Here is a 24,588-nt window from a genome sequence, read left to right on the forward strand (position 1 = left end):
CCCCGCATCCGTTACGGATGCGGGGCCTTCGTTCTTCTTCTGCGGTCCTGACGGGATTTGAACCCGCGGCCTCCACCTTGACAGGGTGGCGAGCACTCCAAACTGCTCCACAGGACCTTGATTCGCAGTGCGATCTTGCGTTGCGCTGCGAAACGAGACTCTACAGGAGGGGTGGCCCGCAGAGCGAACTCACCCACCGTGCACACGCCGTCACGGTGCGGCCGCATCGATCGCCTTCACGATGCGCTTGTCGGAGACCGGATACGCCGTGCCCAGCGCGTGCGCGAAGTAGCTGACCCGCAGCTCCTCGATCATCCAGCGGATGTCCCGTACGGAGGAGGGGACGGGACGGCCCTGCGGCAACTGCTCCAGCAGCCAGGCGTACTCGTCCTGCATCTCGTGGACCTTCTCCATCCGGCTGGTGTCCCGCTGCGCGTTCGTCGGCATCTGCTGCAGCCGGCGGTCCGCCGCCACCAGATAGCGCATCAGGTCCGGCAACCGCCGCAGGCCCGTCGCCGTGACGAAGCCGGGCCGTACGAGGGCGTCCAGCTGCGTCCGTACGTCCGCCAGGTTGGCGAGCAGCACGGGGCTGCGTACGCCCTTCAGGCGGCGTTCACAGGCCTGCCAGGCCGCCAGCACCTGTTCGACCTGGCCGACCGTGCGGACCGTCGTGTCGACGATCTCCGCGCGCACCTTGTCGTACAGCTTCCGGTACGACTCCTCGTCCCAGGCCGGGCCTCCGAAGTCGCCGATCAGCTTGTCGGCGGCGGCCATCGCGCAGTCGTCGAACAGGGCCTGGATCGAGCCGTGCGGATTCGCGGACAGGGCCAGCTTCTGCGCGTTGGTGAGCTTGTCCGACGCGAACTTCGCCGGGTTCACCGGGATGTTGCGCAGGATGAGCCGCCGCGTGCCCTTCCACATCGCCTGCTGCTGCTCGGCCTCGGTGTCGAAGAGGCGTACGGAGACGGTGTTCGCGGCCGGGCCCTCGTCGACGAGCGCCGGGTACGCCTTCACCGGCTGGCCCGCCCGGCGCGTCTCGAAGAGACGGGTGAGGGAGCCGATGGTCCAGTCGGTCAGCCCCGTGCGCTCCAGGGACTCCCCGCCCTGCCGCTCGGCGGTGGCCGCCGCGGCCTTGGAGATCGCCTGGCGCGCCTTGGGCCGCAGCCGGATCTTCAGGGCTTCCAGGTCCTTGTCCTCGGCGAGCTTGCGGCGCCGCTCGTCGACGATCCGGAAGGTGATCTTCAGGTGGTCGTCGAGCCGGGACCAGTCGAAGTCGTCGGCGGTGAGCGGCACTCCGACCATGCGCTTCAGCTCGCGCGCCATCGTCACGGTCAGGGGCTCCTGCAGGGGCACCGCCCGCTCCAGGAACCGCTGCGCGAAGTTGGGCGCGGGCACGTAGTTGCGGCGGATCGGCTTCGGGAGGGACCGGATCAGCTCGGTGACGACCTGCTCGCGCAGCCCCGGGATCTGCCACTCGAAGCCGTCGTCCGTGACCTGGTTCAGCACCTGGAGCGGAATGTGGACGGTCACGCCGTCCGCGTCGGCGCCCGGCTCGAACTGGTACGTGACGGGGAACTTCAGCCGCCCCTGCCGCCAGGAGTCCGGATAGTCGTCCTTGGTGACCGCGCCGGCCGTCTCCCGGATGAGCATCGAGCGCTCGAAGTCGAGGAGTTCGGGCTCCTCGTGGCGCTTGTGCTTCCACCAGGAGTCGAAGTGGGCGCCGGACACGACATGCGCGGGCACCCGCTCCTCGTAGAAGTCGAAGAGCGTGTCGTCGTCGACCAGGATGTCCCGGCGGCGCGCCCGGTGCTCCAGCTCCTCGACCTCGGTGAGCAGCCGCCGGTTGTCGGCGAAGAACTTGTGGTGCGTACGCCAGTCGCCCTCGACGAGTGCGTTGCGGATGAAGAGCTCGCGGCTGATCTCGGGGTCGATGCGCCCGTAGTTGACCTTCCGCTGGGCGACGATCGGCACCCCGTACAGCGTGACCTTCTCGTACGCCATCACCGCCGCCTGGTCCTTCTCCCAGTGCGGTTCGCTGTACGTGCGCTTCAGCAGGTGCTCCGCGAGCGGTTCGATCCACTCGGGCTCGATCTTCGCGTTGACGCGGGCCCACAGCCGGGACGTCTCGACGAGTTCGGCGGACATCACGAAGCGCGGGGGCTTCTTGAAGAGGGCCGAGCCGGGGAAGATCGCGAACTTGGCGTTGCGGGCGCCCACGTAGTCGTTCTTCGTGCTGCTGCGGCCGTCCTTCCCGCCGTCCTTGCCGCCCTCCTTCCCGGTCTCCTTCACGTCCTTCATGCCGATGTGGGAGAGGAGCCCGGCCAGGAGCGACAGATGGACGTGCTGCTCGGGCGCGTCGTCCTCGTTGAGATGGATGCCCATCTGCTTGGCGACGGTCCGCAGCTGCGTGTAGATGTCCTGCCACTCGCGGATCCGCAGGAAGTTCAGGTACTCCTGCTTGCACATGCGACGGAACGAGGACGAGCCGCGCTCCTTCTGCTGCTCGCGCACGTACCGCCAGAGGTTGAGGTACGCGAGGAAGTCGGACGTCTCGTCCTTGAAGCGGGCGTGCTGCTGGTCGGCCTGGGTCTGCTTGTCGGCCGGCCGCTCGCGCGGGTCCTGGATGGAGAGCGCGGCGGCGATCACCATGACCTCGCGCACGCACCCGTTCTTGTCGGCCTCCAGGACCATGCGGGCCAGCCGCGGGTCGACGGGCAGCTGGGCGAGCTTGCGACCGGTGTCGGTGAGCCGCTTGCGGGGGTCCTTCTCCGTCGGATCGAGGGCGTTCAGTTCTTGGAGGAGCTGGACGCCGTCGCGGATGTTGCGGTGGTCCGGCGGGTCGATGAAGGGGAACTTCTCGATCTCGCCGAGCCCCGCCGCGGTCATCTGGAGGATGACGGACGCCAGGTTCGTACGGAGGATCTCGGCGTCGGTGAACTCCGGGCGGGCGAGGAAGTCGTCCTCGGAGTACAGCCGGATGCAGATGCCGTCGCTCGTACGGCCGCAGCGGCCCTTGCGCTGGTTGGCGCTGGCCTGCGAGATCGCCTCGATGGGCAGGCGCTGGACCTTCGTGCGGTGGCTGTATCGGGAGATACGGGCGTTGCCCGGGTCGATCACGTACTTGATGCCCGGGACGGTGAGGGAGGTCTCGGCGACGTTGGTCGCCAGAACGATCCTGCGCCCCGTGTGCTGCTGGAACACGCGGTGCTGCTCGGCGTGCGAGAGGCGCGCGTAGAGAGGGAGTACCTCGGTGAATCTGTACTTCTTCTTCTCCAGCGCGTCCGCGGTGTCGCGGATCTCGCGCTCCCCGGAGAGGAAGACGAGGATGTCGCCCTTGCCCTCGCCCTGCAGCTCCTCGACGGCGTCGCAGATCGCGGTGATCTGGTCGCGGTCGGCGTCGTCGCCGTCCTCCTCCAGGAGCGGGCGGTAGCGCACCTCGACGGGGTACGTGCGCCCGCTGACCTCGACGATCGGCGCGTCCCCGAAGTGCCGGGAGAACCGCTCCGGGTCGATGGTCGCGGAGGTGATGACGACCTTCAGGTCCGGCCGCTTCGGGAGCAGCTGGGCCAGATAGCCGAGCAGGAAGTCGATGTTCAGGGACCGCTCGTGGGCCTCGTCGATGATGATCGTGTCGTACGCGCGCAGCTCGCGGTCCGTCTGGATCTCGGCGAGCAGGATGCCGTCCGTCATCAGCTTGACGAAGGTGGCCTCCGGGCTGACCTGGTCGGTGAAGCGGACCTTCCAGCCGACGGCCTCGCCCAGCGGGGTGTCCAGCTCGTCGGCGACCCGCTCCGCGACCGTACGGGCGGCGATCCGGCGGGGCTGGGTGTGCCCGATCATGCCGCGGACACCACGGCCCAGCTCCAGACAGATCTTGGGGATCTGGGTCGTCTTGCCGGAGCCGGTCTCGCCCGCGACGATGACGACCTGGTGATCACGGATGGCGTCCGCGATCACGTCCTTCTTCTGGCTGACGGGCAGCTGCTCGGGGTACGAGACGGTGGGCACGCGGCCGCGCCGCTCGGCCATGCGGGTCTCGGCCTTCGCCACCTCCGCCCCGATCTCGGCGGTGACGGCGGCGCGGGCCTCTGGCTTGCGGATCCGGCGCGCGCCTTCGAGCCTGCGCCCGAGCCGGTGCGCGTCGCGCAGTGACAGCTCGGCCAGACGGGAGGCGAGATCGCCGAGGGCGGGGGCAGGATGCGTAGACATACGCGGTCCAGGATCTCACCTCGGGGAAACGTGGGGCGAACGCTTTTGCGCGGGGGCCTGTCCGGCAGGCAGGGCTCCGAGGCCGGCCGGGGTGACCGTCGCAGAGAAATATCCTTTATGCGCCTTTAGCGTGGGCGTATGTCCGAGATGCCGCACGGTGCCCATGGCAGACCGCCCACGCGGCGCGAACGCTGGGCCTCCTTCAAGGAGTCCCCCTTCCTTCCCGCGTCGGTGCTGGTGCTGATCCTCGCCGCGGCGGCGGGCCTCTTCGCGGGCTCGTACACGTACTCCATGGCGAACCCGACCCCGCGCCATGTGCCGACCGCGGTGGTGGGCTCGTACGAGGAGGGGCGGGGCAAGGCGTTCCTCGCGGGGATGGAGAAGGCGCTCGACGCCTCCCTGAAGATCCACGCGTACGACAGCCGGGCGGCTGCCGTGGAGGCGGTGAACGACCAGAAGGTCTTCGCGATCCTCGACGCGCGGGACGACGGCAGGTCGGTGGTCCTCGACGTCTCCGGGGCGTCCGGGGCCTCGGTCGCGGAGCTGCTGCAGCAGGCGGCGCCGGCCGTCGGCAAGGCCACGGGGGTGGCGGTCACGGTCCGGGACATCAAGCCGCTCCAGGAGGGCGATCCGCGAGGCCTCGCCATCTTCTACATCTCCCTGGCGGCCGTGATCATCGGCTTCATCGGGGCGATCCAGCTCAGCGTGCACGCGCGGGGGCTGAACCCGATGGAACGCATCGGGTTCACCGCCGCGTACGCCCTGCTCGGCGGTTTCGCGATCGTGGTGGCGGTCGACTGGATCCTCGGCGCCCTTCAGCTGCCGTTCGTCGAGTCCTGGCTGATCCTCGCGCTGACCATGTTCACGTCCGGCATGGTCTTCACGATGTTCAACACCCTGTTCGGGCGCTGGGCGATGCTGCCCACCTGGGGGCTGATGGTCATGCTCGGCAACCCGTCGTCGGGCGGCGCGGTCTCCTGGCCCCTGCTGCCGTCCCCGCTGGGCGTCATCGGCCGCTGGCTCCCGCCCGGCGGCTCGGTCAACGCCCAGCACACGGCGGTGTACTTCGCCGGTCACCAGCACGTCTTCCCGTTCCTGGTCCTGGCCGGTTGGGCCCTGCTCTCCTGCGCGGTCTTCTGGACCTGGCGCCACCGCCACCCGGGAGGCCGAACCGGGGGTCCGTCCCACGCGGCGGGCACCCCACCGCCATCCCCGGGGGCGGGCGCGGCGTCCTGACGCCGTCCCATTTGGCCGGCGTCGGCTCGTTCGGCTGCGGGTCGGTGGGGGCTGGTCGCGCAGTTCCCCGCGCCCCTAAAGGCGCCGGGGCTGGTCTAGTTGCTCCCGTGCCCCTGACGGGTGGCCGGGGCGTGCGTCATGTGGTCGGTGTCGGCGGGTTCGGCTGGGGGTCGGTGGGGGCTGGTTGCGCAGTTCCTCGCGCCCCTAAAGGCACCGGGGCTGGTCTAGTTGCTCCCGCGCCCCTGAGGGGCGGTCGGGGCGTGCGTCATGTGGTTGGTGTGTTGGTTCGGCTGCGGGCCGGTGGGGGCTGGTCGCGCAGTTCCCCGCACCCCTGAAGGCGCCAGGGCTGGCCTCGTTGATCTCGTGCCCCTGCAAGACGTCGGGCGTAAGGCTCAGGTCGCCGCCCCGAATGGGGCCCCCGGCCCACGCGTCGGCGGCCCGAGCGGCGCGCTGGCGCGTGGGAGGGGCGCGGGGAACTACGTGCCCAGCCACGACGCTTGCTTAAAGGCGCGCGGGCAACGATGCGCCCAGCCACGACGCCTTCAGGGGCGCGGGGAACTGCGCGACCAGCCACGACGTACCCGCAGCCGAAAACCCCACCGATGCCCTACGGCTCATGGCAAACGGCCCACGCTCGCCCGGCCGCAGCCCGCTGCACAAAGAAGGCCCCGTCCACCTGGACGGGGCCTTCGATTTGTGGCTGGGGCCGGGATCGAACCGGCGACCTATCGCTTTTCAGGCGATCGCTCGTACCAACTGAGCTACCCAGCCACGCGGTTCAACAAAGAACCGCAGCGGTCCTGACGGGATTTGAACCCGCGGCCTCCACCTTGACAGGGTGGCGAGCACTCCAAACTGCTCCACAGGACCAAGCTTGTGCGCAAGCGAGCGAACTCAGTCTCGCACACGGTATTGCGTGCCCCCAACGGGATTCGAACCCGTGCTACCGCCTTGAAAGGGCGGCGTCCTAGGCCGCTAGACGATGAGGGCTATCGGCCCACCTGGGCGCTTCGCAGCGCGTCGGGGACGTGAGAAGCATATGGGATGTCGGGAGGGATCGCCAAAACGGTTTACGGGGTGGGGGTGGAAGGCGTGCGGGAGGCGGGCGCCCCGGGCTGGTTCTCCTTCGGGAGATGCCGGCTGACCTCGGCCGTCGTCAGTCCGAGGCCGCCCAGTTTGATCTCGTCCCAGGCCTGGAGCCGGCGGGTGTCGCGGTCCAGATAGAGGATCGACGTCTCGATCGGCGCGGGGTCGTCGCCCTCCAGCGCACGCAGCCCGCCCCCGCCCGTCGAGCCCTCGATGCGCAGCCGCGTGCCGTACTTCATGACTTCCATCTCCTGGTGGTGGACATGGCCCGCCAGCACCAGCGGCACGTCCCCGTCCGTCTCGCGCGCGGCCGTCGGGTTGTGCGCGACCGCGATGTCCACGGGGGTGCCGGCCGCCTCCTGGTCGCGGAGGGAGGAGGCGAGGCGGGCGCCCGCCAGCACCTCCGACTGGCCCGCGCCGCCCACCCCGGCCGAGCGGTCCGGGGTGAACTGCGGGTCGCCGATCCCCGCGAAGCGCAGCCCGGCGACGGAGACCGCCCGGCCGTCGTCGAGGACGTGCACGTTCTTCATGCGCCGCAAGTAGTCCTGGGTGACCCGTCCGTCGTGGTTGCCGCGCACCCACACGTACGGGGCGCCCAGGTCGGCCGCCGGGTCCAGGAAGGCGTTCTCCGCCGCCGTCCCGTGGTCCATCGTGTCGCCGGAGTCGACGATGACATCGATCTTGTACTGCTTCACCAGCGACGCGATGATCTTCCAGCTCGCCGGGTTGAGATGGATGTCGGAGACGTGCAGGACCCGGATCGTGGAGGGGTCCGGCGCGTACGCGGGCAGCGTGGACGTGACGTCGTACAGCTTCGTCACGTTCGTCACCAGGCGGGCCAGTTCCTTCTGGTAGACGTCGAACTCGCTGACGATGCTGCGCGCGTTGCCGACGACCGAGGGCGCGGAGGAGAGCAGGCCCGAGAACTTCGGCTCAAGTACCGACTTGGGGTTCCAGGTGGCGAAGGCCGTCGCCCCGCAGGCGGCCAGCAGGGTCAGCGCCAGGCCGCCCGCCGCGAGGGCCCGGCGCGGGCGGCGGTAGACGGCGAGGCCCAGCCCGGTCGCGCCGGCGACCACGGCGACACAGGACCGTACGGCCAGGTCGAGCGTGCCGGCGCCGACGTCCTCGGCGACCTCGTCCTGGAGGCCGGAGAGCCGTTCCGGGTGGTCGACGAGGGCCTGTGAGCGGACCGGGTCGAGCTGGTCGACGTCCACGTCGAGCCGCAGGGGAGCGGTGTGGCTGCGCAGTTCGAGGGCGCCGAGCGGCGAGACGTTGATCTTCGTGCCGCCGGTGAGGGAGGGGCGCAGGGTCATCGTGGTGTCCATGGGGCCGACCTGCGCCCGGACGTTGCCGACGACCAGCAGCCCGAGCCACCCGCCGAGCAGCACGACGGCGACGAGCCCGAGCGCACGGGTATAGGGGTGCGGCTGGTGGACGAGTTCGATGGCGGGCTGGGAGCGGCGTGAGCGGTAGTGCCGTACGAGGATGCGGGGAGCCTTCCGTACGCGGAGCAGAGCGGCGGCAGCGGGGACGCGGGCCATTGGGCCCGTATGCCCAAGGGGCGGGTCCGGTATGCGGGCGCACCGGCCGCCGTCCGCCACGGGCCCCCTGTGCGGTGGCCCCGCCGTCTGTGCGGCAGCCCTACCGTCTGTGCGGCAGCCCTACCGTCCTGGCGTCCGTACCGGACAATGGTCTTGTGCTGGAGATGACGCGCGAGGAGTTCGAGGAACTGGTCGCCGAGGCCCTGGACCGGATCCCGCCGGAGCTGACGCGGCTGATGGACAACGTGGCGGTGTTCGTCGAGGACGAACCGCCCGCCGACGATCCCGAGCTGCTCGGGCTCTACGAGGGGACCCCGCTGACCGACCGCGGCGAGTGGTACGCCGGGGTGCTGCCGGACCGGATCACGATCTACCGGGGGCCCACGCTGCGGATGTGCGGGACGCGCGAGGAGGTGGTGGCCGAGACCGAGGTGACGGTGGTGCACGAGATCGCCCACCACTTCGGTATCGACGACGCGCGCCTGCACGCCCTGGGGTACGGCTGACGTCCGGCCGCCGGACGGGGTGCGTTGTCGGGTGCGGGTGCGGGTGCAGTTACAGGTGCTCGGGTGCGTCGTGGCTGGTGTTGCGCAGTTCCCCGCGCCCCTGAAGGCAAGGGTTCGGCCCCGCCCGAAGAAGCGAAGCAGGTGAGCACGTGCTCAGGCCGGCGTCGGGCGGTCGGACGCGCCTGTTGTCCGGCCGGCATCCGGCCCTGTGTGCACGGGTCCGACGCATACGGCCGCGTGTCCTCTTGCGGGCGGCGGGAGTTGGGCAGGGGGACTCCCCATACCCTTCCTCGCGCTCCCGTCCCCGCGTTCCCGGCCCGGTCCGGGCAAGGGGGGACCCCATCCGGAGGTAGCTGCCCGTGCGCGCCATGTACGTACCCGTCCGTCTGGCCGTCGCGGCCCTGGCAGTCGCCGCCTCCGCGGGCTGCATGAGCGTCGGCGACGACGAGGGGGGCAGCCGGGCCAGGCCCTCCCACTCGGCGGGGCAGCGGGGCGGCGAGGAACCCGACGGGGGGTCCGCGGTGGGCCGTGGCGACTCCGGCTATCACGGCGCGAGTGACGGAAAACACGCCAGGGCGAAGCCGGGCAGGTCCGCGTCCGGGTCGGCGTCGCCGTCGGCGGGGGAGAGCGGTTCGGCCGCGCCGAAGAAGCCGGTCAAGGGCGAGAGCGGGGGAAAGAAGCCCAGGCCAGGGGTGCCTTCGCCGACGAAGGAGCAGCCCACGCCGACGCGTCAGGACCCGGAGCCGACGCCGCCCAAGGAGACCCCGCCGCCGTCCCCGGACCCGACCACCGCCGAGCCGTCGTCCTCGGCGCATCCGGAGCCGGAACCGCAGCTCGTCGAACGCCGGGAGCCGGCGCCGCAGGCCGGGATCGAGGCCTGACCTGTGATCGAGGCCTGAGCGGTGTCCGGCCGCCAAGGCTCGCGGGCTGTGCGGGCCTCTGACCAGGATATTCGGCCCCGGTTTGCCTTGAGTGGCACAGGGTGCGTATGGTAGTAGATCGTTTGATCCCATCGCCCGGCGCCATCACAGAGCGCCGCGTGGCGCGTACTCTCCCTTGCCGTGGCTGACCGCATTGAGGCGGTCGTTTGCGAAATCACGGAGTTGACGGGCGCGTGCCGAAGAGACTCCGGAAGGTTTCGCATTCGCATGTCCATTTCCAGTACTGATCACATCGTCGTGCCCGAGAACGAGGCGCCCGAGGTGACCGAAGAGACCGCGGCCCCCGAGGCTGCCGCGGCTCCCGAGACCCCCGAGGTCACGTTCGGCGACCTGGGTCTCCCCGAGGGCGTCGTGCGCAAGCTCGCCCAGAACGGTGTGACCAGCCCCTTCCCGATCCAGGCCGCGACCATCCCGGACGCCCTGGCCGGCAAGGACATCCTCGGCCGCGGCCGTACCGGCTCCGGCAAGACCCTCTCCTTCGGCCTGCCGCTGCTCACGCAGCTCTCCGGCGGCCACACCGAGAAGAAGAAGCCCCGCGGCATCATCCTCACGCCGACGCGTGAGCTCGCGATGCAGGTCGCGGACGCCCTCCAGCCGTACGGCGACGTGCTCGGCCTCAAGATGAAGGTCGTCTGCGGCGGTACGTCGATGGGCAACCAGATCTACGCCCTGGAGCGCGGCGTCGACGTCCTCGTCGCCACCCCGGGCCGCCTGCGCGACATCATCAACCGCGGCGCCTGCTCGCTGGAGAACGTCCAGGTCGCCGTGCTCGACGAGGCCGACCAGATGTCCGACCTGGGCTTCCTGCCCGAGGTCACCGAGCTGCTCGACCAGATCCCCGGCGGCGGCCAGCGCATGCTGTTCTCGGCCACGATGGAGAACGAGATCTCCACGCTGGTCAAGCGCTACCTCACCAACCCGGTGACGCACGAGGTCGACAGCGCCCAGGGCAACGTCACGACCATGTCGCACCACATCCTCATCGTGAAGCCCAAGGACAAGGCGCCGGTCACCGCCGCGATCGCCTCCCGCAAGGGCCGCACGATCATCTTCGTCCGCACCCAGCTGGGCGCCGACCGTATCGCCGAGCAGCTGTGCGACTCCGGCGTGAAGGCCGACGCGCTGCACGGCGGCATGACGCAGGGCGCCCGTACGCGCGTCCTGGAGGACTTCAAGAAGGGCTACGTCAACGCGCTCGTCGCGACCGACGTCGCCGCCCGCGGCATCCACGTCGACGGCATCGACCTGGTCCTGAACGTGGACCCGGCCGGTGACCACAAGGACTACCTGCACCGCTCCGGCCGTACGGCCCGTGCGGGGCGCAGCGGCACGGTCGTGTCGCTCTCCCTGCCGCACCAGCGCCGGCAGATCTTTCGTCAGATGGAGGACGCGGGCGTCGACGCCACGCGCCACATCATCCAGGGCGGTGCCGCCTTCGACCCGGAGGTCGCGGAGATCACGGGCGCCCGGTCGATGACCGAGGTCCAGGCCGAGTCCGCGGGCAACGCGGCGCAGCAGGCCGAGCGTGAGGTCTCGCAGCTCACCAAGGAGCTGGAGCGCGCGCAGCGGCGTGCCGTCGAGCTGCGCGAGGAGGCCGACCGGCTGGTCGCCCGTTCCGCGCGTGAGCGGGGCGAGGACCCGGAGGCCGCGCTCGCCGAGGCGGCTGCCGTCGTCGAGGCCGCCGCGGCGGCCGTGGCGCAGGAGCCGGTGGCGCAGGCCGCCGAGCCGCGCGACGAGCAGCGTCAGCGCCGGGACGACCGTGGCAACTACGAGCGTCGCGACAACCGTCGTGACGACCGCCCGTCCGGTGGCTTCCGCCGTGACGACCGCGGTGGCGACCGTGGCGGCTTCCGCCGCGACGACCGTCCCTCGGGCGGCTTCAACCGTGACCGCCGTGACGGCGACCGTCCCACCGGCGGTGGCTTCCGCCGGGACGACCGTCCCTCGGGTGGCTTCAACCGTGACCGCCGTGACGAGCGTCCCTCCGGTGGCTTCCGCCGGGACGACGAGCGCGGCGGCCGTTCCTTCGACCGTCGTGACGACCGTCCCTCGGGCGGTTTTCGCCGGGACGACCGTCGTGACGACCGCGGTGGCGACCGTGGCGGCTTCCGCCGCGACGACCGTCCCTCGGGCGGCTCCGGTGGCGGCTTCAACCGCGACCGCCGTGACGGCGACCGTCCCACCGGCGGCTTCCGCCGTGACGACCGCCCCTCCGGTGGTCACCGGGGCAGCGACCGTCCGTTCAACCGCGACCGGCAGGACCGTCCCACCGGCGGCGGCTTCCGCTCCGGCGGCCACGACCGCCCCTCGGGCCGCCGTGACGACCACCGTGGCGCGGGCTCCGGCTCGGGTTCCGGTTCCACCGGCTCCTCGTACGGCCGCCGCGACGACAAGCCGCGCTGGAAGCGCAACGGCTGAGACCCGCTGACGCCGTAGCGGCAACGCAGTACCCGGCAGTACACGAAGGGCCCGAACGACCTCGGTCGTCCGGGCCCTTCGGCGTTCCCGTACTTGTGGCGGCCGTGCCCGGACCGTGCCGGGGCCGTGTTTCGGCCAGATCAACCGCACTGTGGCGCATGTCATACCCCCGGCGAGGGAATTGCTGGGGGCATGACAGAAGACGCCAGAGTGAGTGGGCTGTCGGACGAAGAGCGGCTGGCCCAGCTCGGTTACACGCAGGTTCTCGCCCGCCGCATGTCGGCGTTCTCCAACTACGCGGTCTCCTTCACGATCATCTCGGTCCTGTCGGGCTGCCTGACGCTCTACCTGTTCGGCATGAACACCGGCGGCCCGGCGGTGATCACCTGGGGCTGGGTGGCGGTGGGTCTGATGACCCTGTTCGTCGGGCTCGCGATGGCCGAGATCTGTTCGGCCTACCCGACCTCCGCGGGCCTGTACTTCTGGGCCCACCGCCTGGCTCCGCCGCGTTCGGCGGCGGCCTGGGCGTGGTTCACGGGCTGGTTCAACGTCCTCGGCCAGGTCGCCGTCACCGCCGGCATCGACTTCGGCGCCGCCTCGTTCCTGGGCGCGTACCTGAACCTGCAGTTCGACTTCGAGGTCACACCCGGCCGTACGATCCTGCTCTTCGCCGCCATCCTGGTCCTGCACGGCCTGCTGAACACCTTCGGCGTACGGATCGTCGGCCTCCTCAACAGCGTCAGCGTGTGGTGGCACGTCGTGGGCGTCGCGGTCATCGTCGGCGCGCTGACCTTCGTACCCGACCAGCACCAGTCCGCGTCCTTCGTCTTCACGGAGTTCGTGAACAACACGGGCTGGGGCAGCAGCTTCTACGTGGTGCTGCTTGGCCTGCTGATGGCGCAGTACACCTTCACCGGGTACGACGCCTCGGCGCACATGACGGAGGAGACGCACGACGCGTCCACGGCCGGGCCCAAGGGCATCGTCCAGTCCATCTGGACCTCGTGGATCGCGGGCTTCGTCCTCCTCCTCGGCTTCACCTTCGCGATCCAGTCGTACGACGGCGCCCTCACCTCGCCGACGGGCGTACCGCCGGCGCAGATCCTCCTGGACGCGCTCGGCGCGACCGCGGGCAAGCTCCTGCTCCTCGTCGTCATCGGCGCACAGCTCTTCTGCGGCATGGCGTCCGTGACCGCCAACTCCCGCATGATCTACGCCTTCTCGCGCGACGGGGCGCTGCCGTATTCCCACCTCTGGCACACGGTGAACCCGCGCACCCGTACGCCCGTCGCGGCGGTGTGGCTCGCGGCGCTGGGCGCGCTGGTCCTCGGCCTGCCGTACCTGATCAACGTGACCGCGTACGCGGCGGTGACGTCGATCGCGGTGATCGGCCTCTACATCGCGTACGTCATCCCGACGCTGCTGCGGCTGCGCAAGGGCGAGGGGTTCGAACGGGGGCCGTGGCACCTGGGCCGCTGGTCCCGCCCGATCGGCATCGTGGCGGTCGTCTGGGTGGGCGTGATCACGATCCTGTTCATGCTCCCCCAGGTCTCCCCGGTCACCTGGGAGACCTTCAACTACGCGCCCGTCGCGGTCCTGGCGGTCCTCGGCTTCGCGGCGGCATGGTGGTTCGCCTCGGCCCGCCACTGGTTCCTCAACCCGGACCACGAACGCACCCGCGCCCGGGAAGCGGCCCGAGCGGGCACCCCGGAGCCCTTGGATCCGTGACGCCCGGAACTCCCTGACGCGGCCGGGACACCGATACCCGATCGGAGTCCCGGCCGCGTCCGGCTATGCTCGTTCCTGCGTCGACCATGGTCGGTGCGTGCGCCGGCGTTGCCCGACGCACGGACCCTTAGCTCAATTGGCAGAGCAGTGGACTTTTAATCCATTGGTTGTGGGTTCGAGTCCCACAGGGTCTACACGAAAGCCCCCAGCTCAGAGGCACTTGAGCTGGGGGCTCGTTTTGTTCGTCAGGCCTGACGGGGTTCGCCCCCGTCGCCGGGCGGCCGTTCCACGACGAAGGATCCCTTGCCGCGCACGGTGACGATGAGCCCGCGCTCACGCAACTCCTGAGCGGCCCGGCGGGCGGTCAGCCGGGCCACGCCGTACTCGTCGGCGAGATGGTTCTCCGAGGGGATGGGGCGGTCGGGCGCCAGCTCGCCGGACGCGATCTTTCTCGCGATGGCATAGGCCAGTTGTACATACAGCGGTGTCGCGCTCAACGGGTCCAGAGCGGGTTCTGGCGATGTGTGGGAGTCGAGCCCATGCTTGCCCATGCGCTTGATAGTCCCAGGCTGCGACGGCGGACAGCACCCGCTGCGTGCGCCGATGCCGCGCTAGCGACCCCGTCAGGTGGCTGTTTCGTCGGTATCGAGTGCGTCGCCGGGAGCCTTCGGCATGTCGATGACGTACGTCCCCTTCGCGGGCAGGGTGGCGACGAGTCCTCGCCTTCGGAGTTCGACGATGGTGCGGCGCACGGTGCCGATGCTCACGCCGTACAGATCCGTCATGGCTCGCTCGCCGGGCAGCGCGGCCCCTTGCGGCAATGTGCCGGACGCGATGTCTGCGGCGATCGCGTCGGCGAGTTTCACGTACTCGTAGCGCGGAAGCTCACTCATCTCTCCACGGTGCCGCAGCCCTACGCGTACCGCAGGGGCAGAACGCGTCCCGTAGCGTCGGGACGCGGTATTGATCAGAGGGGTGCGGGGGGACGCAGTTCCCGGTATGGTCGAAATATGCAGGACCCCGGCGAGGTGGCAAGACCTCCCGGGGCATGGTCAACGCTGAAACAGGAGCGTCAACATGCTCGACCCTATCCGCCGCGCCCTCCAATGGATGCGGCTTCTCTTCTGCCCGGGTACCGGCACGCGGCGGCGCACACGTCATCGGACCTATCTCTGTCTTCACATCACCGCCGTACGGCACCCCGTGCACCCCAGCCTTGTGGAAGGCGACCCGGAAGCCGCACTGCGGCAGCGGCGTCGGCTCGCCCTCGTGCTCGCCGCCGATCTGGGGGTCGATCTCGACTCGCATCTGATCGGTGCGCGGGAGGTGGCCGCCTGATGGAGCGTCCCGCCGGCCCCGCGCCGCGTCTGCTGCCCTGGCAGTCGCTCGACGGGAAGCCCTGTTACCTCGTCGCGGACAGTGGCGGCGGGTATCTGTCCCGGCTCGCCGATGACGTGGAGGCTGTGCTGCTCGCCACGGGCGCCGACGTGCTCGACCTCGCCCGCCCGTTGCTCGACGATCCGGCGTCCCCGCCCGCGGAGCTGCGGTTCGCCGGACGTCGGCTCGCCGAGTGCCTGACTGACGCGCTGCGCGTCGCCGAGTCCCGAGGCGTGCGCCTGTCCGGCGCCGAGTAGGCACTCCGGAGGCCCGGCCCCGTGCGCACGTTGTGTACACATGGTGCACTCGGTACTCTTGGGTGCATGACCCAGATGCCCATAGAGTCCATCCGCGACGTGCGCGCCCACCTGGCCGAGGTGGTCGAGCGGGCCGACCGGGACGACACCCCCACGGTCATCACCCGTCGGGGCAAGGAAGTGGCCGCCGTCGTGTCGATCGAGGTCCTGCGCAGGTACCAGGAGTGGGAAGAGCGCGAGATCAACCGGATCATCGACGAGCGCATGGCGAACACGGCGGACGGCGTCCCGATCGAGGACGTCATGAGGGAAACGTTGGCACGTGGTGAATGAGCCCGGCGCGCCTGCGTATCGCACCGTCTTCCGGCCGGAGGCGCGGTCGGAACTGCGCAAGATCCCCCGGGGTGCCGCGCTGCGCATCCTCGCCAAGCTGACGGAGCTGGAGACGGACCCGCTCGGCTTCCACACCACCGCGCTGGTCTCGCAGCCGGATCGGCGCCGCCTCCGCGTCGGGGACTACCGAGTCATCTACACGCTCGACAACGGGGAACTGGTGGTGTGGGTGGTCCACGTCGGACACCGGTCCAGCGTCTACGACGTATGACCGCGCGGCTACCGGGGGCCACGTGAGGGGCTCACGGGCTCACGTGATCACCAGCAGCGCCCCCCACATCACCACCGCCAGCGCCGGCAGCGCGTAGGCGATCAGGATGATCGAGCGGCCTCGGCCCCGGCCCTGGCCGCGGGTGGACCAGCTCGACCAGGTCGCCGCGTACTCCGGCAGGCGTTCCACCGCTCGGCGTTGCACGTGCTGGTAGTACAGGCGGTGCCGGTGGCCCACGTACAGCCAGGTCAGGGCCAGTACGAGGCCGAAGGCGGCCAGGACGCGCGCTGCCACGAGGTGTTGTTCCGAGGTGAGGAGCGTCGTGTACGCCACGGCGAACAGCGACTGGCCCACCAGGAAGAGGTTCCCCCGCTGGAACAGCATCGTGTTCTCGTGCAGCGTGTGCTGCCAGAGTCTGCCGTCCTCCGCGATGCGTTGTGCCTGCGCCTGCGCCTGCGTGTCCCCGTCATCCCCCATGGCACCGTTCTGCCCCGCCGTCGCGCGGAGCCACCGCTTCCGGGCGATGCGGAACGGCCGCCGCGTCAGCCCGCCGTCAGCTCCGCCAGCGGCAGCGTGTGCTGGGTCTGGAGGACCTTCGCCCGCAGGTACAGGACGTTGTGGGCCGTCGTGAACACGCCCGTCGGGACGCGGTGCTGTACGTCGATGCCGAGCGCCCGGAGCTGTTCCGCCTTGTCGGGGTTGTTGGAGAGCAGGTCCAGCTCCGTGATGCCGAGCGCCGTGAGCATCTGGGCCGCCGCCGTGTAGTCGCGGGCGTCCTCGGGCAGGCCGAGGGCCGTGTTGGCGGCGTACGTGTCGAGGCCCTCGTCCTGGAGGGCGTACGCGTCGAGCTTGTTGTAGAGGCCTATGCCGCGGCCCTCCTGGCGGAGGTAGAGGAGGACGCCGCCGCGCTCGGCGATCTGCTCGACGGCCTCGCGCAGCTGCGGCCCGCAGTCGCAGCGCGACGAGCCGAACGCGTCGCCCGTCAGGCACTCGGAGTGCAGGCGGACCAGGGGTGTGGCGCCGGCGGCGGCACCGGCCGGGTCGCCGAGGATCATCGCCACGTGTTCCTGGCCGTCGCTCAGGCCGTGGAAGGTGACCAGTTCGGCGTCGACGCTGTAGCCGTCGTGGAAGCGCAGGGGCACCCGGACGCGCGAGCGCTGGGTGGCGGCGGGGTAGTCGGGCATGCGGGTACTCCGGTCCACGTTCCTCATCTGCTTCAGATTTGAAGCAGATCCTCGGATCGAGACCCTAACCCATGCTTTAAAGTTAAAGCAACGGATGTCGTAGGGAAGAGGCCCCGGGCGCAGGGGCTACGTACACGGGCCCGGTGAGCGGCGGCGCCACGGGACGTCGTCCGGGGGTGCCTGCGCGTCGTCGCCCTCCAGGCCGCGTGCGACGCTCGCGCAGATCTCCTCCAGTTGGCCCACCTGCTCGGGAGAGAGCCGGTCGAAGAGAGCCGCGCGGACCGTCTCCACATGGCCCGGGGCCGTACGCTCCAACAGTGTCATCCCCTCGTCGGTCAGCACCGCGGTACTGCCGCGCCTGTCGCTGGGGCAGCCCTCACGGCGCACCGCCCCGTCCTTCTCCAGGCGGGTCACCGCGTACGTCAGCCGACTGCGCGTGATCTTCGTCCGCTCGGCGAGATCGGTCATGCGCAGCCGGCGCTCCGGCGCCTCGGAGAGGTTGGCCAGGATGGAGTAGTAGACATGCGGCATACCGGCCTCCTGCTGGAGCTGCCGGTCGATCGCATCCTCCAGGAGGTGGGACGCGGCGATGTAGGCGCGCCAGGCGCGCTGCTCCTCGGGGGTGAGCCAGCGGGTCGTCATGCCTCCAGTGTAAGTTTGTTTCAAACTTGAACCAAGCCGGGCCGAAGCCCAGGTACGGCCCCCGCCCCGCCTCACCGCCCCGCGAAAGAGAGCGCGTCCATGCCCCACCCCTACGTCCTGTTGTCCGCCGCCGTCTCCCTCGACGGCCGTCTGGACGACACCGGCCCCGAACGGCTGCTGCTCTCCGGCCCCGCCGACTTCGACCGGGTCGACGAGGTACGGGCCGGCTCCGACGCCATCCTGGTCGGCGCGGGCACCCTGCGCGCCGACAACCCGCGGCTCCTCGTGAACTCCGCCGAGCGGCGCGCCGCCCGCGTCGCCGCGGGGAAGCCCGCCTACCCGCTGAAGGTCACCGTCAGCGGCACCGGCGACCTGGACCCCACCGCCAACTTCTGGTCCACCGGCGGCGAGAAGGTCGTGTACACGACGGACGAGGGTGCCGTGACGGCCGGGCAGGCCCTGCACGGACTCGGCGTCGACGTCGTCCCCGTGGGGCCCGGCCTGGACTGGCGGGCCGTGCTCACCCACCTCCACGACGTCCGCGGCGTACGGCGGCTCATGGTCGAGGGCGGCGGCCGGGTCCACACCCAGCTCCTCCAGCAGGGCCTCGCCGACGAACTGCAGCTCGCCCTCGCGCCGCTCGTCGTGGGGCAGCCGCACGCGCCGAAGCTCTTCGGGGACGGCGAATACCCCGGCGGCCCCCGCAGCCGGCTGCGACTCGTCGAGACCCGGCCCGTGGGAGACGTGGTGCTCATGCGGTACGTGCCCACCGCGCCCGGCGCCGGGCCCGTACCCTCCGCCGCCGACCACCGGTGGCTGGCGCTCGCCTGCGAACTGGCCGCCGAGTGCCCGCCCTCGGAGACCGCCTTCAGCGTCGGCGCGGTCGTCGTCGCGGCCGACGGCACGGAGCTGGCCCGCGGGTACTCCCGCGAGTCCGACCCCGTCGCGCACGCCGAGGAGGCCGCGCTCGCCAAGATCGCGCCGGACGATCCCCGGCTCCCCGCCGCCACGGTCTACAGCAGCCTGGAACCCTGCGCCCGCCGCGCCTCGCGGCCCGCGCCCTGCGCCCGGCTGATCCTCGACGCGGGGGTGCGCCGGGTCGTCACCGCGTGGCGCGAGCCCGACACGTTCGTGGCCGCCGCCGACGGGAACGGCCTGCTCGCGGCGGAGGGCGCCGACGTCGTCGTACTCCCGGAGCACGAGAGCGCGGCCAAGGCACCCAACCGGCACCTGAACCAGGGCTGACATCTACCGGTGTGCGCCGGGTCCCGCGAATGGCGTACAGTGGAGTCAACGACGCGGGGTGGAGCAGCTCGGTAGCTCGCTGGGCTCATAACCCAGAGGTCGCAGGTTCAAATCCTGTCCCCGCTACTGAAGGCCTGAGGCCGGAATCCAATGGATTCCGGCCTCAGGTGTTTTCCGCTGCTCCAGCAGCCGTGTCGCGTGCCGTCCCGTACGCCGGCGCTCACCCGCCCGGTCCCCGTCCGCTCGCCCCTCACCGCCGGTCACTGAACTCTGGACGGAGCGAGGTGGTCGAGGGCAGGAGACACGTGATCGGGCGTCGAGCGGTCGAGCAGCGGTCGCCGGGCTCCGCCGGGTCGCAGCCGGACAGACGGACCGGCCTGTATCCCCGTACCCGCGCGGTCGTCCGCGTGCTGCCCGCGCTGCTGATCGTCGCCGGAGTCCTGTACGACGTCCTCACCCCGCAGTACTTCACCGCCGCTCCCTTCCTCTCGGCCGCCTCGCTCGTCGCCGCGCCCCTGCTGTCGCTCGGCGCCACCGTGTGGACGGGCGTCGCGGGGACGGCGGCCATGGTCCTCGTCACCCTGCGGTTCGCCGTCGACGCGAGCGGGATCACCGAGATCGCCACCGTGGCGACGGTCGCCTGCCTCGCCGTCGTCATCAACCGGCTCGTGAGCCTGGGCAACGCCCGGCTGGCCTCCGCCCACGAGATCGCCGAGGCCGCCCAGCGGGCCGTCCTGCCCGAACCCGCCGCGCGCACCGGCGGCCTCGACCTCGCGGTGCGGTACGTGGCCGCGCAGACCGACGCGCTCATCGGCGGCGACCTCTACGCCGTGCAGGACACCCCGCACGGCGTACGGCTCGTCGTGGGCGACGTACGGGGGAAGGGCATGGGCGCGGTCGCCGCCGTGGCCGTCGTCATCGGCGCCTTCCGGGAGGCCGCCGAACAGGAGAGCACCCTGGAGGCGGTCGCCCAGCGGCTGGAGCGGTCGCTGATGCGCGAAGGGGTGCGGCGCGACAGCGTCGAGGTCTTCGAGGGCTTCATCACCGCCGTGCTCGCCGAGATCCCGCACGGCAGCCAGCGTGTACGACTCGTCAACCGCGGCCATCCCGGACCGCTCCTGCTGCGCGGCGACGGGACCGTGCACACGCTCGCCGCGGCGGAACCCGCGCTGCCGCTCGGGATGGGCGACCTGGGCGCCTGGCCCGACCGCGCGCAGGAGGAGGACTTCCCGGGCGGATCCATGCTGCTCTTCCACACGGACGGGCTGTCCGAGGCCCGGGACGGTCGGGGCGTGTTCTTCGACCCGGCGGCCCGGCTGTCCGGGCGGGAGTTCGCCGGGCCCGACGCGCTGCTCGCCGAACTGGTGGACGACGTGCTCCGGTACACGGGGGGCGGCGGTACGGACGACATGGCGCTGCTCGCCGTCCGGCGGCCGTGAGGGCGTCGGGGCGTCTTCCCGGACCTCTCCCGGACCTCACCGCACCTATATCACCTGCAGTAGTCGAACGACGCCCCTGCGCATAACAACTGACACACCGTCAACAAAAACGGTACCTGTGAATGGCGATCAACTCGCCCGATTTACCCCGCTCGCAGCGTTTAAGTCCAGGCCAGCAGCCGTAACGATCATCAGGAACAGCTTGGAATCCGGTGCCTGAGTCTATTAACGTTCGATAACGCAGCGCGGTGTCCCAGCCGTCACAAGAGACGGCTCCGTGCGCACGCGCCGAATCCCGCAAGGGAACCGGGGAACCACCTACATGGGGTGAATCGCGTGTCTTTCGTGGTGGTGAACACCGCGGTTGACGCGCGTAGGAGACCTTCCTGCTCCGAACCCGTCAGCTAACCCGGTAGGCGAGAAGGAAGGAAAGGAGCGCGCCCACGTGGCGTTCAACAGGCCTGCCCCCACACCCTCGTTCATGCCTGACGAGGTGACGGGAGAGACCTCGGGCGACAAGAAGCCCGACACCTTCGCCTTCGGCGCCCGCAGGGACGATGAGCCCTGGGAGCCCTGGAATCCCAGCGCGGACACCGTCGTTCCCGTCCGCGGCAAGCACCGCGTCGCCAAGCAGCGTGGCGGGGGACTCGCCCGCAGCTCCACCGTTCTGGGCGTCGGCGTCATAGCCGCCGTCGGCGCGGGCGGCATGGCCTCCGCGCAGACCGGCAAGCCGCCGGTGTCGATCTCGATCCCCGACCTGCCGAACGTCGGCTCGCTGATCTCCGACGACGAGGCCCCCGAGGGCTCCAGCACGGCGCTCACCGCCGCCGGCCTCACCGAGGCCGACGCCGAGGAGGGCAACGCCGACGCCGGCGAGGCCCTGCGCTCTCGCATCATGCTCCAGGCCGAACTCCAGCAGGACCAGGTCGACCGCGAGGCCCAGGCGTCCGCCGAGGCCGCCGCCGCGAAGAAGGCCGCCGCACTCGCGGCCAAGGAGCAGGACGCAGCGAAGGCCAAGGCCGCCGCCGCGAAGGAGAAGAAGGAGCAGGAGGCCAAGGCGAAGGCCGAGGCCGCGCGCCTCGCCGAGCTGGCCAAGCAGTTCACGCTGCCCACCTCCTCGTACACGATCACCTCCACCTTCGGGCAGTCCGGCTCGCTGTGGTCCTCCGGTCAGCACACGGGTCTGGACTTCGCCGCTCCCACGGGTACCCCGATCAAGGCCGTTCACAGCGGCACGATCACCGAGGCGGGCTGGAGCGGCTCGTACGGCTACCGCACGGTCCTCACGCTCGACGACGGTACGGAGCTCTGGTACGCCCACCAGTCGTCGATCGGCGTCAGCGTCGGGCAGAAGGTCAGCACCGGCGACGTCATCGGGCGCGTGGGCGCCACCGGCAACGTCACCGGGGCGCACCTCCACCTGGAGGTCCACACGGCCGGCGGCAGCGGGATCGACCCGATGGCGTGGCTGCGCGGCAAGGGCCTCAACCCGTAAACCACTCTCAGCGGCCGGCCTGGCCGGCCTCCCGCCCCGCGGTCTCCTGACTCCCACTGACACAGACCTGAAAAAACTGACGCGCGCGTCCGGGTGACGCGCGCGTCTTTGCCTTTTTCGCTGAGGGGCGCGGGGGACTGCGCGCTCAGCCATGGACGGCCCGCGCCTGGGTCTCGGCTTCGGTCGGTACGGCGTGTTTTTTGCTTTGAGGGGCGCGGGGAACTGCGCGACCAGCCACGGACGGCCCGCGCGGGACCGCGGCGCGTCAGGTTCGGTACGGGTTGTATGCCGGGTAAGGCGGCGGATACCCGTACCCCGCCACAGGCCACGGCACCGGCGCCCCCACAGTCGCCCGCGCCGCGTACGCCAGCGCCGGCCGGGCCGGCTCCCGCCGAGCCCACAGCTCGTGCAGCAACTCCCGCTCCCGTACGGCGAAGTCCGCCCCCGCCCGGCCCCGGCGCCCGCGATGGCGGAGAAACGCCAGCGAGGTGGCGTACGCCTCGTACTCCGCCACCGCCCGCCCCGCGTCCCGCCCGCCATGGTGCGTGGCGTACTCCCGCGCCAGCCGCCGCGCCTTCATCGAGCCGAGCACGAACGGCTCGGCCGCGGCCAGCCAGCCTGCCACGGCGTACGAGGGCAGTTCCGTGCGGACCGTGCCCAGTTCCCGCTGGCGTGTCCAGACGGCCAGCCAGGTGAGCAGCCCGAAGGACGGGACCATGAACGCCGCGTAGACCGCGAAAAAGCCGTACTCGCCGAACGCCGACGAGCCGTTCCACATCGCGTGCATGCCCATCGCGAGCAGCAGCCCGGTGAGGGGCAGGAGCACGCGCCGCACCTGCTGGCGGTCGGCCGAGAGCGCCGCGATGCCGAAGCCGATGCCCGTCAGCACGGTGAACAGCGGATGCGCGAAGGGCGACATGATCACGCGTACGAAAAAGGTGGCGGCCGTGACGGAGAAGATCCCCGTGTCGCCGGTGAGCTGGTCCGTGCCGAAGGCCGTGCCCAGATAGAGGATGTTCTCGGTGAACGCGAAGCCCGTCGCCGTGACGCCCGCTATCACCACGCCGTCGACTATCCCCGTGAAGTCCCGTCTGCGGAACAGGAAGACGAGCAGGACGGCCGCCGCCTTCGCCGACTCCTCGACGATCGGCGCTATCACCGTCGCGCCGAGGGTGTCCGCGTGGGACGGATCCGCGGTGGCCGTCGCTATCCACTGCGTCGCGAAACTGTTCGCGACGATGGCTATCAGCGCGGCCGCGCAGGCGCCCCAGGCGAAGCAGAAGAGCAGGTTTCTCCAGGGGCCCGGATCGACCCGGTCCAGCCAGCGGAACGCGGCGACGAGCAGGGGGACGGGGAAGATGGCGAGGCCGAGGCCCACCAGGAAGCCCTCCGTGCCGGTCTGCTTGCGGACGAGGGCCAGGATGACCAGGCCGGACAGGGCGAGCAGGGTGGTCAGCGCGGCGTAGCGCACCCACGTGCGCTGCCACCAGTGTGCGTGCCGCCGGGTGCCTCCGGCGGGGAGGCCGGGGGGTATCGGGGGTGGGGGGCTGGTGGCCATGACAAAAACCCTAACGAGGGAGGGGCTCGGCCCGCGAGAGTGCCCCGTCCCGGCGTGGGGGAGGGGCTTCAGACGCCCGTGCTGTCCGTACCGCTGTCCGTGCTGTCGTTGCTGTCCGTGCCATGCGGTACGCGGCGGAACAGGAGATCGTTCACCACGTGGCCCTTGTCCAGGCCCTGGGCCTCGAAACGGGTCAGCGGGCGGAAGCCGGGGCGTGGCGCGTAGCCGTTGTCGGGGCTGGTGTTCTCGAAGTCCGGGTGCGCGGAGAGGACGTCCAGCATGACTTCGGCGTACGGTTCCCAGTCCGTCGCGCAGTGCAGCAGCGCGCCGGGGCGCAGGCGGGACGCGGCGAGCGTGAGGAACTCCGGCTGGATCAGGCGCCGCTTGTGGTGGCGCTTCTTGGGCCAGGGGTCCGGGAAGTAGACGCGCAGGCCGGCGAGGGAGTCCGGGGCCAGCATCTCGCGCAGCAGGATGATCGCGTCGCCGTTGGCCACGCGGAGGTTGGACAGGCCGGCGCGGTCCGCGAGGTTCAGCAGGTTGCCCTGGCCTGGGGTGTGGACGTCCACGGCGAGGATGCCGGTGCCGGGGTCGGCGGCGGCCATCTGCGCGGTCGCCTCGCCCATGCCGAAGCCGATCTCCAGGACGACGGGGAGGTCGGCCGCGAAGAGTTCGGCGAGATCGAGGGTGCGCTGCCCGTCGATGTCCAGGCCCCACTTGGGCCAGAGCCGCTGCAGTGCGTCCGCCTGGCCCTGGGTGACGCGGCTGCGGCGGGGCTGGAAGCTGCGGATCCGTCGCTCGAAGTGCGAGCCTGCCGGGTCGGGCTGGGGGCCGTCTGGGAAGCGGGGTTCGCTCTTGGGGCGGGGGGTTCGGGATGCATCAGACACAGTGGGTCGATTTTACGGCTTGGGGCGGGGTGCGGGGTGCGGGGTGCTGGGCGTTGAGCGCGGGGTGCTGGGGTGCTGGGGTGCTTGGGCGTGGTGCCGGTCCGTCCGGGGTGGGGCGTGGTGTCGGGCGTCGTGGGGCGGGGCCGTGCCGGTACGCCGCAGTCCGCCGCCCCCGGGCATACGGAACTCTGCTGACAGGGCAGGCCTTGTTCGGAAGGGCTACGCGGCGGACTACGGC

General features: G+C 70.8%; 21 protein-coding genes, 6 tRNA genes and 1 riboswitch. Of the genes, 14 read left to right on the top strand and 13 right to left on the bottom strand.

All coding sequences use genetic code 11. The features are described 5' to 3' along the window. Positions 1-42: 42 nt before the first annotated feature. Both ACFWGJ_RS22485 and hrpA read right to left on the bottom strand, forming a co-directional pair. Positions 43-117 (bottom strand) — tRNA-Asp (locus ACFWGJ_RS22485). A 93-nt stretch (positions 118-210) separates the two neighbouring features. Then, positions 211-4,209, bottom strand: a complete 3,999-nt coding sequence (hrpA, locus tag ACFWGJ_RS22490) for an ATP-dependent RNA helicase HrpA (protein WP_387327238.1) — start codon at positions 4,207-4,209, stop codon at positions 211-213. A 147-nt stretch (positions 4,210-4,356) separates the two neighbouring features. Here hrpA and ACFWGJ_RS22495 point away from each other — a divergent pair, with 147 nt between their 5' ends. After that, positions 4,357-5,445, top strand: coding sequence for an ABC transporter permease (locus ACFWGJ_RS22495; RefSeq protein ID WP_387327276.1), 1,089 nt, complete (start codon positions 4,357-4,359; stop codon positions 5,443-5,445). 697 nt (positions 5,446-6,142) lie between these two features. On the opposite strand, the gene ACFWGJ_RS22500 is transcribed toward ACFWGJ_RS22495, so the two are convergent. The 4 genes from ACFWGJ_RS22500 to ACFWGJ_RS22515 form a co-directional block, all read right to left on the bottom strand. Further along, a tRNA-Phe gene (locus ACFWGJ_RS22500) sits at positions 6,143-6,216 on the bottom strand. Between the two features lie 24 nt (positions 6,217-6,240). Continuing rightward, positions 6,241-6,315, bottom strand: a tRNA-Asp gene (locus ACFWGJ_RS22505). Positions 6,316-6,362: 47 nt separating this feature from the next. Then, positions 6,363-6,435: transfer RNA gene (locus tag ACFWGJ_RS22510), tRNA-Glu, on the bottom strand. Positions 6,436-6,515: 80 nt separating this feature from the next. Then, entirely contained in the window at positions 6,516-8,072 is a 1,557-nt protein-coding gene (locus ACFWGJ_RS22515; RefSeq protein ID WP_387327241.1) for a metallophosphoesterase, read from the bottom strand. 155 nt (positions 8,073-8,227) lie between these two features. On the opposite strand from ACFWGJ_RS22515, the gene ACFWGJ_RS22520 reads away from it, so the two are divergent. The 5 genes from ACFWGJ_RS22520 to ACFWGJ_RS22540 all read left to right on the top strand — a co-directional run bounded on the left by ACFWGJ_RS22520 (position 8,228) and on the right by ACFWGJ_RS22540 (position 13,859). Next, complete coding sequence (locus ACFWGJ_RS22520; protein ID WP_189776386.1) at positions 8,228-8,578, top strand: metallopeptidase family protein; 351 nt, start codon at positions 8,228-8,230, stop codon at positions 8,576-8,578. A gap of 368 nt (positions 8,579-8,946) precedes the next feature. Continuing rightward, positions 8,947-9,459 (top strand): hypothetical protein, encoded by a 513-nt coding sequence (locus tag ACFWGJ_RS22525; RefSeq protein WP_387327278.1) that lies wholly within the window; start codon positions 8,947-8,949, stop codon positions 9,457-9,459. A gap of 267 nt (positions 9,460-9,726) precedes the next feature. Then, positions 9,727-11,937: a DEAD/DEAH box helicase gene (locus ACFWGJ_RS22530; protein WP_387327244.1), complete on the top strand. Its 2,211-nt coding sequence runs from the start codon at positions 9,727-9,729 to the stop codon at positions 11,935-11,937. 192 nt (positions 11,938-12,129) lie between these two features. Then, on the top strand, positions 12,130-13,665 hold the full coding sequence (locus ACFWGJ_RS22535) for an amino acid permease (protein WP_387327247.1): 1,536 nt from the start codon (positions 12,130-12,132) through the stop codon (positions 13,663-13,665). A gap of 121 nt (positions 13,666-13,786) precedes the next feature. Then, positions 13,787-13,859 (top strand) — tRNA-Lys (locus ACFWGJ_RS22540). 51 nt (positions 13,860-13,910) lie between these two features. On the opposite strand, the gene ACFWGJ_RS22545 is transcribed toward ACFWGJ_RS22540, so the two are convergent. Both ACFWGJ_RS22545 and ACFWGJ_RS22550 read right to left on the bottom strand, forming a co-directional pair. Then, positions 13,911-14,216 (bottom strand): GntR family transcriptional regulator, encoded by a 306-nt coding sequence (locus ACFWGJ_RS22545; protein WP_387327249.1) that lies wholly within the window; start codon positions 14,214-14,216, stop codon positions 13,911-13,913. Positions 14,217-14,288: 72 nt separating this feature from the next. Beyond that, on the bottom strand, positions 14,289-14,558 hold the full coding sequence (locus tag ACFWGJ_RS22550) for a GntR family transcriptional regulator (RefSeq protein WP_387327252.1): 270 nt from the start codon (positions 14,556-14,558) through the stop codon (positions 14,289-14,291). A gap of 184 nt (positions 14,559-14,742) precedes the next feature. On the opposite strand from ACFWGJ_RS22550, the gene ACFWGJ_RS22555 reads away from it, so the two are divergent. The 4 genes from ACFWGJ_RS22555 (at position 14,743) to ACFWGJ_RS22570 (ending at position 15,903) form a co-directional block, all read left to right on the top strand. Then, the gene (locus ACFWGJ_RS22555; RefSeq protein ID WP_387327253.1) at positions 14,743-15,003 is read left to right on the top strand and encodes a hypothetical protein; all 261 of its coding nucleotides are present in this window, start codon (positions 14,743-14,745) and stop codon (positions 15,001-15,003) included. Continuing rightward, positions 15,003-15,299: a hypothetical protein gene (locus tag ACFWGJ_RS22560; protein WP_387327256.1), complete on the top strand. Its 297-nt coding sequence runs from the start codon at positions 15,003-15,005 to the stop codon at positions 15,297-15,299. The genes ACFWGJ_RS22555 and ACFWGJ_RS22560 overlap by 1 nt, the downstream gene beginning before the upstream one ends. Positions 15,300-15,365: 66 nt before the next feature. Further along, complete coding sequence (locus ACFWGJ_RS22565) at positions 15,366-15,632, top strand: type II toxin-antitoxin system Phd/YefM family antitoxin (RefSeq protein ID WP_381832523.1); 267 nt, start codon at positions 15,366-15,368, stop codon at positions 15,630-15,632. After that, positions 15,625-15,903 (top strand): type II toxin-antitoxin system RelE/ParE family toxin, encoded by a 279-nt coding sequence (locus ACFWGJ_RS22570; protein WP_381832529.1) that lies wholly within the window; start codon positions 15,625-15,627, stop codon positions 15,901-15,903. Before ACFWGJ_RS22565 ends, ACFWGJ_RS22570 begins: the two co-directional genes overlap by 8 nt. Before the next feature lie 39 nt (positions 15,904-15,942). Here ACFWGJ_RS22570 and ACFWGJ_RS22575 read toward each other — a convergent pair whose 3' ends face one another. From ACFWGJ_RS22575 to ACFWGJ_RS22585, 3 genes are all read right to left on the bottom strand, one after another. Continuing rightward, on the bottom strand, positions 15,943-16,380 hold the full coding sequence (locus tag ACFWGJ_RS22575) for a hypothetical protein (protein ID WP_381832520.1): 438 nt from the start codon (positions 16,378-16,380) through the stop codon (positions 15,943-15,945). Between the two features lie 65 nt (positions 16,381-16,445). After that, on the bottom strand, positions 16,446-17,087 hold the full coding sequence (gene ribA, locus ACFWGJ_RS22580; protein WP_381832517.1) for a GTP cyclohydrolase II: 642 nt from the start codon (positions 17,085-17,087) through the stop codon (positions 16,446-16,448). Between the two features lie 126 nt (positions 17,088-17,213). Then, positions 17,214-17,729 (bottom strand): MarR family winged helix-turn-helix transcriptional regulator, encoded by a 516-nt coding sequence (locus tag ACFWGJ_RS22585; protein ID WP_387327260.1) that lies wholly within the window; start codon positions 17,727-17,729, stop codon positions 17,214-17,216. A 99-nt stretch (positions 17,730-17,828) separates the two neighbouring features. Between ACFWGJ_RS22585 and ACFWGJ_RS22590 the strand changes: the two genes are divergently transcribed. From ACFWGJ_RS22590 to ACFWGJ_RS22605, 4 genes are all read left to right on the top strand, one after another. Further along, positions 17,829-18,974, top strand: a complete 1,146-nt coding sequence (locus ACFWGJ_RS22590; protein WP_387327263.1) for a dihydrofolate reductase family protein — start codon at positions 17,829-17,831, stop codon at positions 18,972-18,974. A gap of 52 nt (positions 18,975-19,026) precedes the next feature. After that, positions 19,027-19,100 (top strand) — tRNA-Met (locus ACFWGJ_RS22595). A 179-nt stretch (positions 19,101-19,279) separates the two neighbouring features. Further along, the gene (locus tag ACFWGJ_RS22600; RefSeq protein ID WP_387327266.1) at positions 19,280-20,413 is read left to right on the top strand and encodes a PP2C family protein-serine/threonine phosphatase; all 1,134 of its coding nucleotides are present in this window, start codon (positions 19,280-19,282) and stop codon (positions 20,411-20,413) included. 276 nt (positions 20,414-20,689) lie between these two features. Continuing rightward, positions 20,690-20,847, top strand: a riboswitch (cyclic di-AMP (ydaO/yuaA leader). An 11-nt stretch (positions 20,848-20,858) separates the two neighbouring features. Next, positions 20,859-21,908, top strand: a complete 1,050-nt coding sequence (locus tag ACFWGJ_RS22605; protein WP_387327268.1) for a M23 family metallopeptidase — start codon at positions 20,859-20,861, stop codon at positions 21,906-21,908. 265 nt (positions 21,909-22,173) lie between these two features. Here the strand turns inward: ACFWGJ_RS22605 and ACFWGJ_RS22610 are convergent, their stop codons facing one another. Together ACFWGJ_RS22610 and trmB are read right to left on the bottom strand one after the other, a co-directional pair. Beyond that, positions 22,174-23,466 carry a PrsW family intramembrane metalloprotease gene (locus tag ACFWGJ_RS22610; RefSeq protein ID WP_387327271.1) on the bottom strand — a complete coding sequence of 431 codons (1,293 nt, stop codon included), beginning with the start codon at positions 23,464-23,466 and terminating at the stop codon, positions 22,174-22,176. Between the two features lie 68 nt (positions 23,467-23,534). Continuing rightward, complete coding sequence (gene trmB, locus ACFWGJ_RS22615; RefSeq protein WP_387327273.1) at positions 23,535-24,350, bottom strand: tRNA (guanosine(46)-N7)-methyltransferase TrmB; 816 nt, start codon at positions 24,348-24,350, stop codon at positions 23,535-23,537. Positions 24,351-24,588 lie beyond the last annotated feature (238 nt).

Origin of the sequence: Streptomyces sp. NPDC060205, assembly GCF_042728395.1 — a bacterium.
In the GTDB taxonomy this organism is placed as follows: Bacteria; Actinomycetota; Actinomycetes; order Streptomycetales; family Streptomycetaceae; genus Streptomyces.

Bases quoted from the DNA above. Each gene is read 5' to 3' on its own strand.
- ACFWGJ_RS22530 (WP_387327244.1), top strand. From the start codon at position 9,727: ATGTCCATTTCCAGTACTGATCACATCGTCGTGCCCGAGAACGAGGCG.
- ACFWGJ_RS22585 (WP_387327260.1), bottom strand. From the start codon at position 17,729: ATGACGACCCGCTGGCTCACCCCCGAGGAGCAGCGCGCCTGGCGCGCC.
- ACFWGJ_RS22560 (WP_387327256.1), top strand. From the start codon at position 15,003: ATGGAGCGTCCCGCCGGCCCCGCGCCGCGTCTGCTGCCCTGGCAGTCG.
- ACFWGJ_RS22495 (WP_387327276.1), top strand. From the start codon at position 4,357: ATGCCGCACGGTGCCCATGGCAGACCGCCCACGCGGCGCGAACGCTGG.
- ribA (WP_381832517.1), bottom strand. From the start codon at position 17,087: ATGCCCGACTACCCCGCCGCCACCCAGCGCTCGCGCGTCCGGGTGCCC.
- hrpA (WP_387327238.1), bottom strand. From the start codon at position 4,209: ATGTCTACGCATCCTGCCCCCGCCCTCGGCGATCTCGCCTCCCGTCTG.
- ACFWGJ_RS22525 (WP_387327278.1), top strand. From the start codon at position 8,947: ATGTACGTACCCGTCCGTCTGGCCGTCGCGGCCCTGGCAGTCGCCGCC.
- ACFWGJ_RS22555 (WP_387327253.1), top strand. From the start codon at position 14,743: ATGCTCGACCCTATCCGCCGCGCCCTCCAATGGATGCGGCTTCTCTTC.
- ACFWGJ_RS22610 (WP_387327271.1), bottom strand. From the start codon at position 23,466: ATGGCCACCAGCCCCCCACCCCCGATACCCCCCGGCCTCCCCGCCGGA.
- ACFWGJ_RS22565 (WP_381832523.1), top strand. From the start codon at position 15,366: ATGACCCAGATGCCCATAGAGTCCATCCGCGACGTGCGCGCCCACCTG.
- ACFWGJ_RS22590 (WP_387327263.1), top strand. From the start codon at position 17,829: ATGCCCCACCCCTACGTCCTGTTGTCCGCCGCCGTCTCCCTCGACGGC.
- ACFWGJ_RS22575 (WP_381832520.1), bottom strand. From the start codon at position 16,380: ATGGGGGATGACGGGGACACGCAGGCGCAGGCGCAGGCACAACGCATC.
- ACFWGJ_RS22545 (WP_387327249.1), bottom strand. From the start codon at position 14,216: ATGGGCAAGCATGGGCTCGACTCCCACACATCGCCAGAACCCGCTCTG.
- ACFWGJ_RS22515 (WP_387327241.1), bottom strand. From the start codon at position 8,072: ATGGCCCGCGTCCCCGCTGCCGCCGCTCTGCTCCGCGTACGGAAGGCT.
- ACFWGJ_RS22550 (WP_387327252.1), bottom strand. From the start codon at position 14,558: ATGAGTGAGCTTCCGCGCTACGAGTACGTGAAACTCGCCGACGCGATC.
- ACFWGJ_RS22535 (WP_387327247.1), top strand. From the start codon at position 12,130: ATGACAGAAGACGCCAGAGTGAGTGGGCTGTCGGACGAAGAGCGGCTG.